15 protein-coding genes are annotated in these 15,439 nt (G+C 65.0%); 8 read left to right on the forward strand and 7 right to left on the reverse strand.

What is annotated here, in order from left to right:
* The first annotated feature begins 62 nt into the window (after window positions 1–62).
* Together ACZ5KW_RS11795 and ACZ5KW_RS11800 are read left to right on the forward strand one after the other, a co-directional pair.
* Entirely contained in the window at window positions 63–860 is a 798-nt protein-coding gene (locus tag ACZ5KW_RS11795; RefSeq protein WP_343776615.1) for a sulfite exporter TauE/SafE family protein, read from the forward strand.
* 207 nt (window positions 861–1,067) lie between these two features.
* Window positions 1,068–1,574: a nitrous oxide reductase accessory protein NosL gene (locus ACZ5KW_RS11800; protein ID WP_371152901.1), complete on the forward strand. Its 507-nt coding sequence runs from the start codon at window positions 1,068–1,070 to the stop codon at window positions 1,572–1,574.
* A 290-nt stretch (window positions 1,575–1,864) separates the two neighbouring features.
* On the opposite strand, the gene ACZ5KW_RS11805 is transcribed toward ACZ5KW_RS11800, so the two are convergent.
* The 5 genes from ACZ5KW_RS11805 to ACZ5KW_RS11825 form a co-directional block, all read right to left on the reverse strand.
* The gene (locus ACZ5KW_RS11805; protein WP_343776619.1) at window positions 1,865–2,896 is read right to left on the reverse strand and encodes a tyrosine-type recombinase/integrase; all 1,032 of its coding nucleotides are present in this window, start codon (window positions 2,894–2,896) and stop codon (window positions 1,865–1,867) included.
* Window positions 2,889–3,269 (reverse strand): DUF5805 domain-containing protein, encoded by a 381-nt coding sequence (locus tag ACZ5KW_RS11810; protein WP_343776621.1) that lies wholly within the window; start codon window positions 3,267–3,269, stop codon window positions 2,889–2,891. Before ACZ5KW_RS11810 ends, ACZ5KW_RS11805 begins: the two co-directional genes overlap by 8 nt.
* Window positions 3,270–3,673: 404 nt before the next feature.
* Entirely contained in the window at window positions 3,674–4,579 is a 906-nt protein-coding gene (locus tag ACZ5KW_RS11815) for a hypothetical protein (RefSeq protein ID WP_343776623.1), read from the reverse strand.
* 97 nt (window positions 4,580–4,676) lie between these two features.
* Window positions 4,677–6,509 carry a hypothetical protein gene (locus tag ACZ5KW_RS11820; protein ID WP_343776625.1) on the reverse strand — a complete coding sequence of 611 codons (1,833 nt, stop codon included), beginning with the start codon at window positions 6,507–6,509 and terminating at the stop codon, window positions 4,677–4,679.
* 93 nt (window positions 6,510–6,602) lie between these two features.
* Window positions 6,603–7,436 carry an MBL fold metallo-hydrolase gene (locus ACZ5KW_RS11825; protein WP_343776627.1) on the reverse strand — a complete coding sequence of 278 codons (834 nt, stop codon included), beginning with the start codon at window positions 7,434–7,436 and terminating at the stop codon, window positions 6,603–6,605.
* A gap of 649 nt (window positions 7,437–8,085) precedes the next feature.
* Here ACZ5KW_RS11825 and ACZ5KW_RS11830 point away from each other — a divergent pair.
* From ACZ5KW_RS11830 to ACZ5KW_RS11845, 4 genes are all read left to right on the forward strand, one after another.
* Window positions 8,086–8,388, forward strand: a complete 303-nt coding sequence (locus ACZ5KW_RS11830; RefSeq protein WP_343776629.1) for a hypothetical protein — start codon at window positions 8,086–8,088, stop codon at window positions 8,386–8,388.
* A gap of 166 nt (window positions 8,389–8,554) precedes the next feature.
* Window positions 8,555–9,985: a Fe-S cluster assembly protein SufB gene (gene sufB, locus ACZ5KW_RS11835; protein WP_343776631.1), complete on the forward strand. Its 1,431-nt coding sequence runs from the start codon at window positions 8,555–8,557 to the stop codon at window positions 9,983–9,985.
* A gap of 4 nt (window positions 9,986–9,989) precedes the next feature.
* A complete protein-coding gene (locus ACZ5KW_RS11840; protein ID WP_425544602.1) occupies window positions 9,990–10,130 on the forward strand; it encodes a DUF7563 family protein in 141 nt (46 codons plus the stop codon).
* Between the two features lie 445 nt (window positions 10,131–10,575).
* Window positions 10,576–11,610 carry a transcription initiation factor IIB gene (locus tag ACZ5KW_RS11845; RefSeq protein ID WP_371152896.1) on the forward strand — a complete coding sequence of 345 codons (1,035 nt, stop codon included), beginning with the start codon at window positions 10,576–10,578 and terminating at the stop codon, window positions 11,608–11,610.
* Window positions 11,611–12,093: 483 nt separating this feature from the next.
* On the opposite strand, the gene ACZ5KW_RS11850 is transcribed toward ACZ5KW_RS11845, so the two are convergent.
* On the reverse strand, window positions 12,094–12,888 hold the full coding sequence (locus tag ACZ5KW_RS11850; RefSeq protein WP_343776634.1) for a helix-turn-helix transcriptional regulator: 795 nt from the start codon (window positions 12,886–12,888) through the stop codon (window positions 12,094–12,096).
* 241 nt (window positions 12,889–13,129) lie between these two features.
* Between ACZ5KW_RS11850 and ACZ5KW_RS11855 the strand changes: the two genes are divergently transcribed.
* Window positions 13,130–14,071: a DMT family transporter gene (locus tag ACZ5KW_RS11855; protein WP_343776636.1), complete on the forward strand. Its 942-nt coding sequence runs from the start codon at window positions 13,130–13,132 to the stop codon at window positions 14,069–14,071.
* A 227-nt stretch (window positions 14,072–14,298) separates the two neighbouring features.
* Here ACZ5KW_RS11855 and ACZ5KW_RS11860 read toward each other — a convergent pair whose 3' ends face one another.
* Window positions 14,299–14,757 carry an OsmC family protein gene (locus ACZ5KW_RS11860; RefSeq protein WP_343776638.1) on the reverse strand — a complete coding sequence of 153 codons (459 nt, stop codon included), beginning with the start codon at window positions 14,755–14,757 and terminating at the stop codon, window positions 14,299–14,301.
* Between the two features lie 315 nt (window positions 14,758–15,072).
* Here ACZ5KW_RS11860 and ACZ5KW_RS11865 point away from each other — a divergent pair, with 315 nt between their 5' ends.
* Window positions 15,073–15,399 carry a hypothetical protein gene (locus ACZ5KW_RS11865; protein WP_343776640.1) on the forward strand — a complete coding sequence of 109 codons (327 nt, stop codon included), beginning with the start codon at window positions 15,073–15,075 and terminating at the stop codon, window positions 15,397–15,399.
* Window positions 15,400–15,439 lie beyond the last annotated feature (40 nt).

The raw sequence follows: 15,439 nt of genomic DNA on the forward strand, positions 1-15,439 counted from the left end.
CCGGGTTCGTCCGTCGAAGATCGCACCAGACGACAGAAACCGAACAGGGGTCGATACTACCTATGATCGAATCGATCTTCCGGATCGACGTCGTGTTGTTCGTCGTCATCGGCGTCCTCGGGGGCGCACACTGTATCGGGATGTGCGGCCCGCTCGTCACGCTGTACTCGAAACAGATGACGCCGCAGCCAGACGGCGGAACCGCGTCGGTCACCGACGGGCGTGCCGGTCATCTCACGACCTACGAAGTTCGACAACACTTCCTGTTCAACGTCGGACGGGCGACGACGTACGCCGTTCTCGGGTCCGTTTTCGGCGCGGTCGGGAGCGCCGTGTTCGTCACCGCCGACCAGCTGACGCCGATCGCCGACCTCCTGCGAGGTACCGTCGGCCTCGCGGTGGGCGGATTTATCGTACTGACCGGGGCTCGGTACGTCATCGGGGGAAGCGGGGGCGATATCCGAATCCCCGGCGTCCAGCGCGTAACGTCGTGGCTCGCGGCGAGGGTTCACCGTCACGTGAACAGCCCGGGCATCGTCGGCCTCGGCGCCGTTCACGCGCTTCTTCCCTGCCCGATGCTGTACCCCGCGTACCTGTTCGCCTTCGCGAGCGGCTCCCCGATCACCGGCGGGGTCGCTCTCGGCGCCCTCGGCATCGGGACGATTCCCGCCGTCTTCCTCTACGGAACGGTCATCCAGTCGGTCGACGTCGCGCACCGGCGTCGCGTCCACCGGCTGCTCGGTGTCGCGTTCGTCATACTGGGGTACGTACTGTTCGCGCACGGACTGATGGCGCTCGGCGTACACCTCCCGCATCCGATGTTCCCGCACTACCAGCCGCTCGGCGGGATGGGCCACTGACACGCGGGTCGCTCGCCTCGATACGCGGACGGCGTTCGACGGCCGCACCAGAATGGTATTCGGTGCGTGGTCGAACTGTCGCGTATGGGTCTCGAGTTCGGCCAGCGCTCGGTATCGCGTCGACACACCGTTCACGCGATCGGTACCGGAGTCGCGATAGGTCTCGCCGGTTGTCTCGGCGGCTCTCCCGACTCGGCTCCCGAACCCGTGGATCTGTCGGGTCAAAAGACGGACTACCAGGGGGGAATGGTGATCGGAGACCACGGCGGACCGAACGGCCAGGTCTTCTACGCCGACGCACGCCCGGAACCCAGACAGGGACCCGCCGAAGACGGTGAGGACACCGCACACCTCGCTTGGTTCCACACGCTCGCGCACGGGCTCTTTCCGTATCACTTCGACATGGTGGCCGACGGTGCGGAGGCGACCGCGATCTACGTCACGGACTACTCTCGCGTCGACTGGAAGATCCCCGACGGAACGGAACGGAAGAAGATGCCGGCGCCGACCGCACCGGAGACCTTCGCCGATGCGACCGGGCTCACCTACGCCGTCGAAACGGACGTGATGGGAGGGATGGGACCGGAGCTTCTGCCGTTCTCCGACGACGGTGAGGCTGAAACGTTCGCGGACGATCACGGTGGGCGAACGCTCGAGTACGACGACATCGACAGGTCACTGGTCGAGGGCATCCAAATGACAGGGATGGAGTAGGTCGGCCTCTTCACCACAACTCCGCCTGAGCAATCGGCCGGACGGTTCTACCATCCCGGCTTACGGCGAGTATCCGCGAAGGCGCTCTCCGTGCGAAGTACCGACTCGGGTCGCCGTCCGAAACGAAACCGAAGAGCCGGGCCTCGTCACCCCCTTTGAGGACCCGGCCGTCGCGTTCGGAGGGCCCGCCAACTCTATATAGCGGCATACAGTTTACGCGTTCGCTATCCGACGACCTCCTATCCGATAATTATGGTAAATTATCTCATCACTCGCGCTACTCGTCGACCTCACACCCCGAGCCGGTAGACGTTCGCCTCGTAGGTCTCTCGGACTTGGTCCCCCCAGTTGTGTGTATACGTGTCGATCACGTCGTCCGCGACGTCGCCCCGGAGGTATTTCACCACGCCGCGGTCACCGGTTCGGTCGCGGAGGTGTGTCGTGAAGAAGTGGCGAAAGTAGTGTGGGGTGACGTTCTCGTCGGCGCCGCCACCCGTCCGATACCACCCCTCGTCGCGCGCGTACCGCTCGACGACGTGTCTGACCGCCTGCGGTTCCAAGCGCTCACCCCACCCGTCCGCGGTACCGACGAACAGCGGCTCTGCCGGTGACGGTACGTCCGGTCGGACCGCGAGCCACGCCTTCAGGGTCCGGCGCAGTTCGTCGTCGACCGGGATCACCGTCCCGCGCTTGCGCTTGTTGGCTGCCGTGCGGACCTCGCCGTTCAGTTCCTCCCCGACGGTCGCCTCGGCGGTCACGAAGAGGGAGTCCGGTCGCTCGGACAGCGCCGGGCGCCCGCCGAGCGGGTACGCGGCTTCGAGTTCCGAGTCGGCGACCGATACGTCCCGCAAGTCGAGATTACACAGCTCGCCGACCCGCATGCCGGTCTTCAAAAGCGTCACCACGAGCGCACGGTGAAGCGGATGTCGAATGTCGCCGACGAACGACCGCATCGCCGGAATCGAGACGTCGCGGCGGGCCGGGTCCTTGTCGACGGTCTCGTCCATCTCCTCCATCACGAGCGTCATCGGATTCCCCTCGAACGCGCCCACCTCCGTCATGTACCCGTAGAACCGGTGGAGATACGCCGCGTACGTGGCAACGGTGCTGTCGGCGACCTCTCCTCGCAAGGAGTGGACGAACGACATACAGTCCCGGTGGGTCGCACCGCTCGGTTCCGTGGTCTCTAGGAACCTCTCGAACCGCCGGAGGACGCGTTCGTACGCCTCTCTGGTCCGATCCGTTTTCCCGTGGTAGGTGAGGTCTTCGAGGAAGTAGCCGACCGGGTCGTCGGGATCGGGATCCGCCCTCGCGCTACTCATCGGTCAACACGTACCCCCCGTCTCGGCCGCTGTACCGAACGCGGTTTCGATCCTGGAGGTCGTCGAGCGTCTGCTCCAAATCGTCTTCCACGTCTCCGACGACCGCCTGGACGAGTTCGTCCCACGAACGAGGGCCGGATTCGAGAGCCGCGCGGACACGTCTTTCGAGGTCGCGACCCCCGGGGGTAGAGCCCTCGGATGTGGGTTCCGTTTCCGACTCCGTTTCGCCCGGGGCGAACCCCCTGCGTCCGCCTTGGACCATCGTCCTGACGAACTCGCTGAGTGACATGCCGAGCTCGTCTGCGTGGTCGCGCCACACTTCCTTCTGTTCCGCCGGCACGTAGGTTTTCACCGACTGTCGATCGCCTCCCATCTGTCTTGGTCAACGGTTCTTGCGGGTCCGACTTCAATGTATCCCAGATTTCGGGATAAGGTCACTTATCTTCGTGTAAGGTGCCGCAGAAGCCGCCGCATCGAATATTTATCTCTATTTATGGGGCCTCAGTTGAGGCAAACGGGTACTAGAAATCCAGATATAATACATACCTGTTCGCGTCGCATCTAGGGGGTCGGAATCGATATCGGTCCGCGCGACTCGCTCAACTCTGAGTCGCGATCGCGAGCGCCCGTCATCGAGTCGGGGAGGTGATAGACGGGAGCAGAGATCCGTCCGAACCGACGAAGTCGCTTCCTGTCGACTCGGCTCCCGGAACTCGTCCGTACCGAGCGTACCACAGTGCCGACGAGTATATCTTATTCCGCTATACGCTCTCCGAGTCAGACGCGAATTTCTGAGTCGGTGGTCTCCCGTTCGAGGGCTCGGAGGACGGTGGAGACCGATTCGTCCGTCTCGGCCGCGTTACGCATCAAGACCGTCTCACTGGGGAAGAGGTGTTCACCGACCGCCAGCCCGTGTTCGCGAGCCGTCGTCCCCGTCACCGTGAGGTAGACGCCGAGGCCCACCCGAGCGATGGCGGCCTCCTCCTCCTCGTCCGGGTCGGGATAGACGAACTCGACGCCGTCGAGCGCGTCGGTCCCCAGCACGGCCGTGACGAGGCGTTCGTATCGCGGCGAGATACACAGCGGTCCCTCGTAGTCGGCGAGGTACTCCCGGTCGAACGTCGTGTTCGGTGCTCGCCGGTCTTCCCGCCCCATCAGGGTGTGATACACCGTGTCGCCGAGCCCGGTGACGACGCGCACGTCGGTGTCGACGGGGTCGATCCGGTCGTTGATGTCGGCAATGTCGCCGAGGCCGGCGCCTCTGATTCCGACGACCTCCTCTAAGACGAGGTCGGCCGAGTCGAATCCCAGCGCGAACTCGTGGGTTCGAAGCGCCCGGAACGGTTCCTCGCGACCGACGAGCTTGACGGTCACGTCGCCCAGATCGACCGTCGCCGCGTCGAAGACGATTCTGCGCGGTTTCCCGTTCCGGTCGTCGCGCATCAGGGTGAACTCCGGTTCCGCCGGTGTCGCGGGGTCCGAGTACTCCGCGAGTCGCTCGTACGGTCCGTCGTCGGCGTCGACCGATCCCTTCGTGACGGCCTTCTCGTACCGGAGCGTGTTGCTCACGCCGTCCGCGAGGCGGTCGAGGCGGTCGGCTTCCGCGACGGCCGCGAACCGCTCTAAGACGGCCTCGAGCGGGCGTCCCTTCCGGGGGACGGCGACCGGAACCGGGTCAGTCATTGACCGATGTGCGGTCGGGCGCGTAAAACGGGTTGCGTTTTCGGGCCGTTCCAACGCCCTCGTCTTCGGGCGGGCGGTTCGGCGCCGAGAACCTCTCTCAGGGGCCGAACGCTTCGTTCAGCCGCTTGCGGAACTCGTCGAGCTCGTCGAGGTGGTCGTTGATGTCGTCCAACTCGGCGGCCACGTCGTCGAGGTCCTCGCCGAGCCGGTCCTCGATGTCGGTGAGCCGCGAGTCGACCTCCGCGAGGTCGTCCCACAGGTCGTCGAACTCCTCGTCGAACCGTTCCAAGTCGGACTCCACGTCGTCGACGCGGTCCGTGGCGACGTCTGCCTGATCGACCGCTTCTTCGGCCTGCGATTCGGCGTTTTCGGCGCGCTCGGCCGCCTTGTCGACCTCCTCGTACAGCGTCTCGACGTCGTCGCCCAGGTCGTCGACCGACTCCGCGACGGCGTCGGACTCGTCGTCGATCCGGTCGACGTCGGCGGTGAGTCCGTCGATGTCGCTCTCGACGGCCGAAACGGCGTCCCGGACGGACTCGACCGACTCGTCGACGGCAGCGACCTCCACTTCGACCGCTTCGAGGTCGCCCTCGACGTCCTCGACGGAGGCCTCAACGTCGCGGACGTCGCCTTCGACCGCCTCGACGTCCGTTTCGACCGTGTCCACGCGCTCTTGGACGGCGTTCGCCGTTTCCGAAGCAGCGGCGGCGGTGTCTTCGACGCGGGCCACGTCGGAATCGATCGCATCGCGCTCTGCGTCGGCGTCTTCGAGACGGTCGTCGAGCGCCTCCACCTCGGACTCCACCGCGTCGACGCGCTCGTCGATCCCGTCGAGTATCTCTCTGGCGGTGCCCTCCTCGTCGATGAACTCCGCGAGGGCGTCCGCGTACGCCTCGATGTCGGCGACGCTCGACTGGAGTCGGGCGATACGCACGTCGACGCTGCGGGGCACGGCCGCGTCGAACGCCTCCTCGATGGCGTCGATGTCCTCCTCGTCGGCGGCGCCGGACCGTATCTCGGCCGCGAGCGCGGCGGCGATGCCGCCCTCGCCGGGCAGCCGCGGAGCGGCGCTGTCGTCCGGCTCTTCGTCGGGCGCTTCGTCGCTTTCCGGCGCACCGTCGCTCTCCGGCGCCTCGTCGTCGTGCGCGTCTCCTTCCGCGGCTTCGTCGCCGACGTGTTCTTCGACGTCGTCAGCGTCGGTACCGGCCGCCTCAGCCGCCTCGTCTGCGTCCTCGGACTCCGCCTCGGGCTCGGAGCCGAGGGGTTCCCCCTCGTGTGCGGTCACGGCGGCCGTGCCCTCGTCGGAAACCGTCCGCGGCTTTGGTGTGGCGGGTTCGCTCTCCTCGCCAGCTCCCTCGGGTTCGCTCTCTTCGTCAACTCCCTCGGGTTCGGCCTCCGTGTCGGCAGACTCCGGAGTCCGCTCTTCGGCCGGCTCCTCGCCTTCGGCCGGGTCTTCGGGCAGTAGTTCGTCATCTTCGGCCATCCCGGGGAGCGTCGCGCGGTCCCCGGAGAGGACCTCCCTGACCGCGTCCGTCTCACCGGCGCCGAGGACGTCTTCGATCTCCTCGCCGACGGGGACGTGCTCGATCACCGGCGTGCCGAGGAACCCGTCGAGGTCTGGGTCCTCGTCGCGGATCCCGAACACCGTTTCGACGGTCTCGTCGGGGTCTATCACCCGTTCGAACTCGACCCGGTGGTCTTTGTACGCCGTCCAGTTCTCGCTTTCGTACTCCGGGTGGAACCCGACGCGGTCCATCGGGAACGACTCGGGAATCCGGTCGACGATCCGCACCCGTACGGGGTCCTCGCGGTGCGAGGAGAGGGAGTACCTCACAGCGGGTACGGGGAACGCGTCGTCCGTGAAGGACTTCTCGACGCGAATCCCGTCTTCGTCGACGGTCGTGGCCGCTTCCGCCGTCCGTTCGCTCATACCCGCACGTCCCGGAGCAAGGGCTTAAATTCCACGGGCCGCGTTTCGTGGTTGATAACCGAAACGCCGCGAAAACGGCCGCTCGACTCCCGATTAGAGGTCGATCCGGTCGCCGATCTCCACGATCTCTAGTCGATTCGGCGCGTCGTAGCTCCGGACGTGGTCGTGAAGCGCGGTCGGGTCCGCGGTCAGTCCCTTCCACATGTCCCAGTGGGTCGGAACCAGCCGATCGAGCCCGAGGTCCGCGGCCGCCTCGGCGATCTCGTTCTCGTCGCTGTACCACTTGGTACGGACCGGTTCCCCCGTCTCCTTGTCCGGAATCGTCCCCGCGGACCCGAACGCCAAGATTCCGAGGTCGATGTCGAACCGCTCGGCGAGCCCGGAAAACGAGGGCGCGGGCTTGCTGTCGCCGGCGTGGAACACGGTGCCGGCGTCGTGTTTGATCAGGTAGCCGACCGGATGCGTCGCGTCCGGGTCGTGGGTCGCGACGACGTGGACGGTGAACTCCCCGATCCGCAGCTCGTCGCCCTCGGTCACTTCGGTGAAGGCGGCCTCGCTCACCGCGTACTCGTCGGTCCATTGCTCCTCCTCGCGCGCGACCGCGAGCGAGTCGTCGGGCGCGACGAGGTCGGCGTCCGTATTCGCCAGAATCGGCGCCTGCGACGGACCGTGGACGTGATCGGTGTGTTCGTGGGTCGCCAGCACCGCGTCCGCGATGTCGACGTCTTCCGGATCGAACGGAATCGGGATCATCCGGACCGTTCGCGGCGGGTCTCCCGTGCCGACGTAGGGATCGATCCAGAGGACCGTCCCCTCGCTCCCCTTGATCGCGAAGCCGTTACAGCCCAGGTACCACAGCGCCACGGTGTCGGGGTCGGCGTCGGCCACCGCGCGCGGCAGCCAGTCACCCCAGTCGGAGTCGACCATAGCTGTCGCTGCGTGAGCGCCGAGGGTAATTATTCCGGAGTCCGGCGAGGTCGAGGAGTATTCTATTGCTATCTTAGCAACAGATAGCTGTTGCGGACGCGACGAATAAACTGAATAGCGCTATACAAAATAACTCCTCCGTGGGAGCGAGGGCTCAGCCGGTCAGTCGTGTGGAATCAACGCTGACAACGAAGTGGGCAGCGGCGTGGACATATTCGTGGGTCGCGTCGTCGAACCGGTTCCGTCGTCCCCGCGAGAACGAACAGGAAGCGCCGGCGAACCTCGGAGGCCGTGAGATGTCCGGCACGTCCGTCGTTGGCTGTCACCGTCCCGCCGTCAGGCTGTGGCGTCATCTGCTTCGCGTACATCTCACCAACGGTCCAACACATCACGATACAGTGTGCGCCGTCCAGCACGCCGAGGAGGACGAAGAGCATGACGTCAATCCGGAGGAGCGACTCGATCACAGTCGTTTTCGGCTGCGTATGAGTTCGCGTCGTCTGTTGTGTTTATCGAACGAGACCGGACAGATATCGAGGACACGTTACTACCGGCTAACAAGGGGTCTTGCTAGGCTGGAGACGTCCTCAAGCATCTGGAGTGTAGCTTGGGGCAACAATTCTTCATAGTGGATGCCTATACGCCAACGATGACGGACGAAATCGACATCCCAACCGAGCCGCGGGCCGCGGTCGACGCGCTGGCGACCCATCTAACCGCGACCGCAGATCGCCCAGTACCGCCAGCGACGAACCGATGGCTCGGGGAGGCTGAAGCCGTCGCCCGCGATGCTACCAGTGACGATCTTGACACGCAAACCAGACAGAAACGGGTTCGGCAGGTTGCTACACTGCTTGAGTCGGCTGACGAAACGGGCGACGTGGTCGCTGACCGCCACATCGAAGCGGCGATCGAGTGCTGTCGAGTCGTTCTCGCTAACGAGTGGATGTGATCCTGTCTGTACGGAATAACTCTCTCCACATATTAAATTCTACTAACTATAGAAACCAAATTAAACTACGCAAAGTTATTCAGTTTCGTTAAAGCAACCATTATAAGTTACTAACGTGTGTTCCAGCGCACCACACTTATATTCGTAGTCTCTGAAGAATACTTTGATGAGTTCAAAACAAGACGATCTCAAAGAGACGAACACCGAGGCCCGCTTCGAATTCAAGAAGGAGGAGAAGTCCGCCTTCAAAAGCGAGAAGGGTCTCACCGAGGAGACGGTCCGCGTCATCTCGGAGGACAAAGACGAGCCGGAGTGGATGTTGGAGCGCCGACTGCGCGCGCTCGAACAGTTCCAGCAGATGCCGATGCCGACCGACTGGCCCGGCCAGCCGGACCTGAGCGAGGTCGACGTCGACGAGATCATCCCGTACATCCGGCCGGACGTCGACGTCCGCGCCGGCGTCGACGACTGGACCGAACTCCCCGACGAGATCAAAGACACCTTCGACAAACTGGGCATCCCCGAGGCCGAGAAGAACGCGCTCTCCGGCGTCGGCGCCCAGTACGAGTCCGAGGTCGTCTACCAGAACATGCAGGAGCGCTGGGAGGAGAAGGGCGTCATCTTCTGTAACATGGACGAGGCCGTCCAGGAGCACGAAGAGCTCGTCCGCGAGCACTTCATGACGAAGTGCGTCCCCCCGAGTGACAACAAGTTCGCGGCGCTTCACGGCGCCATCTGGTCCGGCGGCTCGTTCGTCTACGTCCCCGAAAACACCACCGTCGACATGCCGGTCCAGGCGTACTTCCGGATGAACTCCGAGGGAATGGGCCAGTTCGAGCACACGCTCATCATCGCCGAGGAGGGCTCGGAGGTCCACTACATCGAGGGCTGCTCCGCGCCGAAGTACTCGGCGTTCAACCTCCACTCGGGCGGCGTCGAGGTGTTCGTCGGCGAGGACGCCCACGTCCAGTACTCCACGGTGCAGAACTGGTCGAAGAACACGTACAACCTGAACACCAAGCGCGCCATCGCTGAGAAGGGCGGGCGCATGGAGTGGATCTCGGGGTCGATGGGGTCGAAGGCGACGATGCTGTACCCGTCGACGATCCTGAAGGGCCGCGGCGCCTCCGACAACCACATCACCATCGCCTTCGCCGGCGAGGGCCAGGACATCGACACCGGCGCGAAGGTGTACCACAACGCGCCGGACACCAAGTCCACCGTCGAGTCGAAGTCGATCGCGAAGGACGGCGGCCGCACCAACTACCGCGGGCTCGTCCACATCGCCGACGGCGCCGAGAACTCCTCGACCGCCGTGGAGTGTGACGCGCTGATGTTCGACAACGAGTCGACCTCGGACACGATGCCGTACATGGAGATCAACGAGTCGAAGGTCGACGTCGCCCACGAGGCGACCGTCGGGAAGATCGGCGACGAGGACATCTTCTACCTCCAATCGCGCGGCCTCGACGACGACGACGCGAAACAGATGATCGTCTCCGGGTTCATCGAGCCGATCACGGAGGAACTGCCGATCGAGTACGCCGTCGAGCTGAACCGGCTCGTCGAGCTGGAGATGGAGGGCTCGTTGGGGTAATTCGATGCCGGAGTGCGCCCACTGCGGAGCACACGTCTCCCAGCAGTTTGTGACCGTGTTCGGGTTAGACGGCGGTGACGTAGTCGCTTGCCCGGGGTGTTCCAATAAGGCGAACATCGCAGAGACAGTGCGAGCCCGTCGCTAACAGCGAACTATGGAACACTGCTTCGCGTGTGACACCGACTATGGGTACCTTGGAACGACGCCGCACGAAGGCTCCTGTCCAGCCTGCGGCTCATCGGTCGTTACGCCGGCAGGCGACCTCAATATCGTCGACACAACGACGTGGGAGAGTGCGAACGGGCCCTCGACGATCCACGTGACGGCGGTCGACGCCCGCTCTCGTCGCTTCGAGTTTGTCGTTGCGGCGCGTCGCGGGCGAGGGAAACTCGTCTGTCTCGCGATCGATGGGATGACGGTACCCACTGATACGGTGTGGTCGGTTCCGTCTGCCGTCGCCACGAGAGTGACCGCGCATGGTATCAGAATCAGCGACTCGACACCTGCTCAAGGCGCGTGATGACCAGTACAGGCCAGACACGCGGTCGGTCGCGTCTGCGCTATCCCGGTCACGAGAGTGATGCCACGTGATGAGCGAGCACACTGACGGAGGGCAACCGGACACAGTTTCTCGCAGAGACGGGACCGACAGGGCCTCGTCGAGCGAAACCGGCGACGGACAGTCTGTTACCGACTCCGTTTCGGAGGAGAATAGGGACGGACAGCACAGTCGGACCACGTGTCCGGAGTGTCACGGGCGACTTCGTCGAGCCGATGATGACGTGGATGCGGTCTGTGACGACTGTGGACTCGTCGTTTCAGACGCGACGCTTGATACGAACATCAAACTATACACGCCGAACGGCGCCGGCGGTCAGGACTCTCGCGTCGGGCCATCGAGCACGAACCTCTTACACGATAAGGGGTTGTCAACGATGATCGGGTGGCAAGACACCGATGCGAAGGGGAACGCGCTGTCAGGAGAACGGCGACAACAGATGCGTCGCCTCCGACGGTGGGATGAGCGCTTCCGACGACGCTCATCTGCGGATCGGAATCTCATGCATGCACTCGGTGAGATCAATCGCATGGCTTCCGCGCTTGGCGTGCCCGACAGCACCCGAGAGACAGCAGGCGTCATCTATCGTCGCGCGCTTGCGGACGGACTCGTTACGGGTCGAGCCGTTGAAAGCGTCGCCACTGCGGCGCTGTACGCGGCGAGTCGCATGGACGGTGTGCCGCGCTCTATCGACGAGGTCTCAACAGTGAGCCGCGTCGAACAGATTCGCGTTGAGCGGGCATACCGACACGTCTCACGCGAACTGGGGTTGGAAATTGCCCCGACAGACCCCCGTTCGTTCATCGGACGGATCGCGTCTGACGTGGAGTGTACTGACGCGACAGAGCGAGAGGCACGACGTCTCGCCGGAATAGCGGTTGAAAACGGCGTACACAGCGGGAAACATCCGGTAGGCATCGCCGCGGGAGCACTGTACGCGGCTGCCAAACAGTGCGATGAGTCTCTCCGACAAGCAGATATCGCCCGTGCTGCAGACGTAAGCGAGATGACGATACGGAACCGGTATCCTGAGATTTTGGCCGCAACAGATACCGAGGATGAATAGGCACAGTGAGTAGTTGACTTGTGCTTGAGTAGGTTCGAGTTGGACAGTATCGATCAAGGATTGTTTTGCTCCGTTGGATCGCATAACTGTGTCCGGACCAAGATATCACAAAAGGCGGAAAATCATCTTTCGCCGTCGGCAGCTTAGATCAACTTCCTACGACATCTGCTGTCTTACTTCTCTTCCAAATGTGTGTTTCAGAAGCCCCCGAAAGCGACACAGTGCCGGTCTTGTCTTCACCTAGTCCTAACACACTCTGCGGATTCAATGAAAAATAGAAGGCGAAGCTAGAGTGGGTGTATTACTCCATATATTTAAGTAGAAAATAGAAGGCACCCATCAGATCTATCCTCCGAGATTATGGAGAAAGGCAGTTCCGGGGCTACACGCGCATTGAGATCGGATCGGTGAGAGCCCGACTGCGTAGGTAACGGAAAGGGCGAACCAGTGCGTCCGCGCAGTCGCCGAACGCGAAGCGTCAGCTCACCGCTCGAACGTCGCGGGATCGAAGGGCACTGCTTCCTCCCAGTAGCGTTCGAAGCGGTCGTCGGCCCACGCCCGCACCGCTTCCGCGTCGGTGTGGAGCGAGGCTCGTAACACGCCGTCCGCGTCGCGCACGAGTATCGAGACGGTCCCGTCGGCCACGGTGACGGCGAGCGGGATGTCGGCCCGGCGGACGCGGATCTCGGCGCCGTCCTCGGCGGCCAGATCGCGGAGGCGACTCCAGAGCGCGTCCTCGGCCGCGAGCGCTTCGATGGCGCTCTCCGAGAGGACGGTCTTGAACACCAGCCCGCCGGACTGAACCCGTGACAGCGCGGTCGACAGGCTCTGTTCGTTGAGCGCGTGCGAGAACGCTCGAAGCGTGCCGGCGCGCTCCATCGCGTCAATGACTCGTTGAAGCGGGGCGCTCGGGTGCGTCGGCGTCGGAACCGCGACGGTCGCGTCGGCGAGTTCGCGCAGGTCGAATCCCAACTCCGACTCCGGGAGGTAGCCGACCACGTCCCGCAGCAGGTTCTCGGTCTCGAGTACCGACAGCAGGTCGGCGACGGCGTCGGCGACGAGTTCGCCGGTGGCCGTCGCGACGTACCCGTCGGGGTCGCGTCTGACCCACGACCGGTCGGCGAAGTCCTCCAGAATGCGCCCGAGCGTCGCCTGCGACGCGCCGGTGGTGCGAGCGAGGCTCGCACGGGTGTGCGGCTCCGCCGCCACCAACCGCAACACTTCGACCCGGTTTTTCGAACGGGCGAGGAACTCTATCTCCTCGATCGGCGCGTCCATACCACGCGTAACGGGCGCGACGGGAAACAGACTTCGCTCGCCGCCGCGGTCGCGGCGGGTCGGTTCTCCCCGACGAGAAACCCTTTCACGCCGTGATCGCCTCTCACGACCGCGGTGAGTTTCTCGCTTCGGAATCCTTTCCGAGATCCGTTATACGGCCCGAGACCCTCCGATCTACTGTGATGTCCCCCTCCGAGTGCCCCGAACAGATCAGCGAGAAACCCGTCGCGGTGGCCTAAGCGTGTTCACGCGACGCAGCGGTCTGTTGCTCGCCGTCTCTGCGCTCCTCTTCGGCGGGACGTTCGTCGCCGCGAAGGCCGGCCTCGCACACCTCCCGCCGCTGTTTTTCGTCGCGGTCCGGTTCGACATCGGCGCGGTCGTGCTCGGCGTCTTCGCCGCGACGAAGCTGTCGCGGTCGGACCTGCGGCCGCGGACGGCCGGCGACGTTCTCGGCATACTCGCGACCGGCGTGCTCGTCATCGGACTCACGAACGCGCTGCTGTTCGTCGGGCAACAGTACGTCACCAGCGGCGTGGCCGCCGTCGTGTTCAGCCTGAATCCGATCCTGACGCCGGTGTTCGCCGCACTCCTGCTGTCCGAGGGCCGGCTCTCGGCCCGAGGTGCGGCCGGGACGGTCCTCGGTCTCGTCGGCGTCGGGCTGGTCGCGAATCCCGACCCGTCCGCGCTGGCCGCGGGCGGACTGGGCGTCCCGCTGCTGTTCGGTGCCGCGGTGACCAGCGCGCTCGGCGCCGTGGTGATCCGGCGCGCGAAGGCGACGATGTCAAGCACCGCCCGGACCGTCTGGGGCGTCCCGATAGCGGCCGTCCTCTCGCACGCGCTCAGCCTGTCCGCCGGCGAATCGGTCACCGGCCTCACGCTGCCGCCGGTGGCGCTCGCGGCGCTGCTGTACGTGGGCGTCTGTTCGGGCGCGGTCGCGTACCTCGCCTACTTCGCGCTGATCGACGAGGCGGGCGCGAGTCAGGCCAACCTCCTGTTTTACTTCGTCCCCGTCGTCTCTGCGGTCGCCGGCTGGGCGCTGCTCGGCGAGACGATAGCTCCCCTCTCGCTCGCCGGATTCGCCGTGATATTCGTCGGGTTCCTCCTCGTCAGCGGGGTCCCGCCCGGCGCGTCCGACTCGCTCAAGCGCGCCGTCCGGAACTGGGGCGTGCGGATCGGGTCGTGAGCCGTCCGGCGAGACGCCGCCGACCCGGCCGTTCAGCGATTCCCGGTGTCTCCGACCGAACCACCGCGGTCTCCGTCGTCCGCGCTCGGATCCTGATACGCCGCCTCACTCGTGGGACTGACAGGTGTCTCGCCGGGCGGACGGTCCGTCTCGATTCCCGTCGGCCGGATCGATAACCGACACGAGCGGTCGCGGGGGACGTGAGCGCTCCCCGCGCTGGCTACGGGTTACGCTCTATCGAGCGTGACGTCGGTCGGCGTCTCGGCCGCGAGGTTGTCGCTCACCGGACACCGCTCCTCGACGGCGGCCCTGAACTCGGCGAGCGTCTCGTCCGGGACGGTGTCCGCGAACGCTACGTCGACCGACGCCTCCACGCCCTGGTAGCCAGCACGGGGGTCGTCTGCCTGCCCGAGGTGTTTCCGCGGGTCGAACTCGCCGGCGACCTCGACGTCGACGCCCTCCACTTCGAGGTCGAAGTCGGGCGCGACCGCTCGGACGGTGGCGTTGAGGCAGCCGGTCCACGCGGCGAGCAGGTACTCGACGGGCATCGCGCCCGTGTCGTCGCCGCCCATCGCCTCCGGGTCGTCCATCACCAGGCTGTGGCCGCGAGCCTCCGCGACGAACCTCGACTCGCCGTCACTCGTTCCGCGCACGCGCATCCGCTGTGTCGTGTCCGAATCGCTCATGGCCACACATACCCGCCGAACGCGGTTAAGACGGCCAGTTAGTGGGCTTATGGCCGGTGACGAAGACGCCGGCTTCTCGCTCGCGAGCCGTCGATCGCCGCTGAAGCGGCCGAACAGGCGCTGTCCGGCACTCGAAATCGCTGATCGGCGCCTCGGATACCAGAAAAAACCGCCGCCCAGCGGAGTTCGCCTCGGGGTTGCTCGTGTGACCGAGACGCCGGTCTCGCCGGAGCCACCGGTCGTGACGCGTCTCCGTCCGCTGTCCGACGACCCGCTCCGAGACAGGTTCAAAGGTCCGGGAATCAAGTAGTCGGCATGGGACAGCGGACCCTCGGCGGGGACGACCTGTCCGAGTTACGTCGGCGGTACCGAGCGCTCGTCGAGACGGAACTACCGCGGGCGGCCCGGGCCCGCGGCGACTGGCCGGTCAGCGAGGACCACTGCTTCGCGAGGATCGTTCTCGACGACCTGTTCGACGACGTCTGGTACGACCACGTGGCGGGCCGGCCGGCGTACGAACACCTCTCCGCGTCGGAGCTCCGCGAGGCCGTCGAGACCGCGGAGCGGATGCTCGAAGCGGGGCGACCGCTGGTGGACGAACTGAACCGGCGGTCGCTCGACCGCCGCGAGGCGGACCCGTAGTCGCGGGACCGAGAGATCCGACCCCGGCCCGCCCGGGGCC

This window comes from Halorubrum ejinorense (assembly GCF_055389685.1).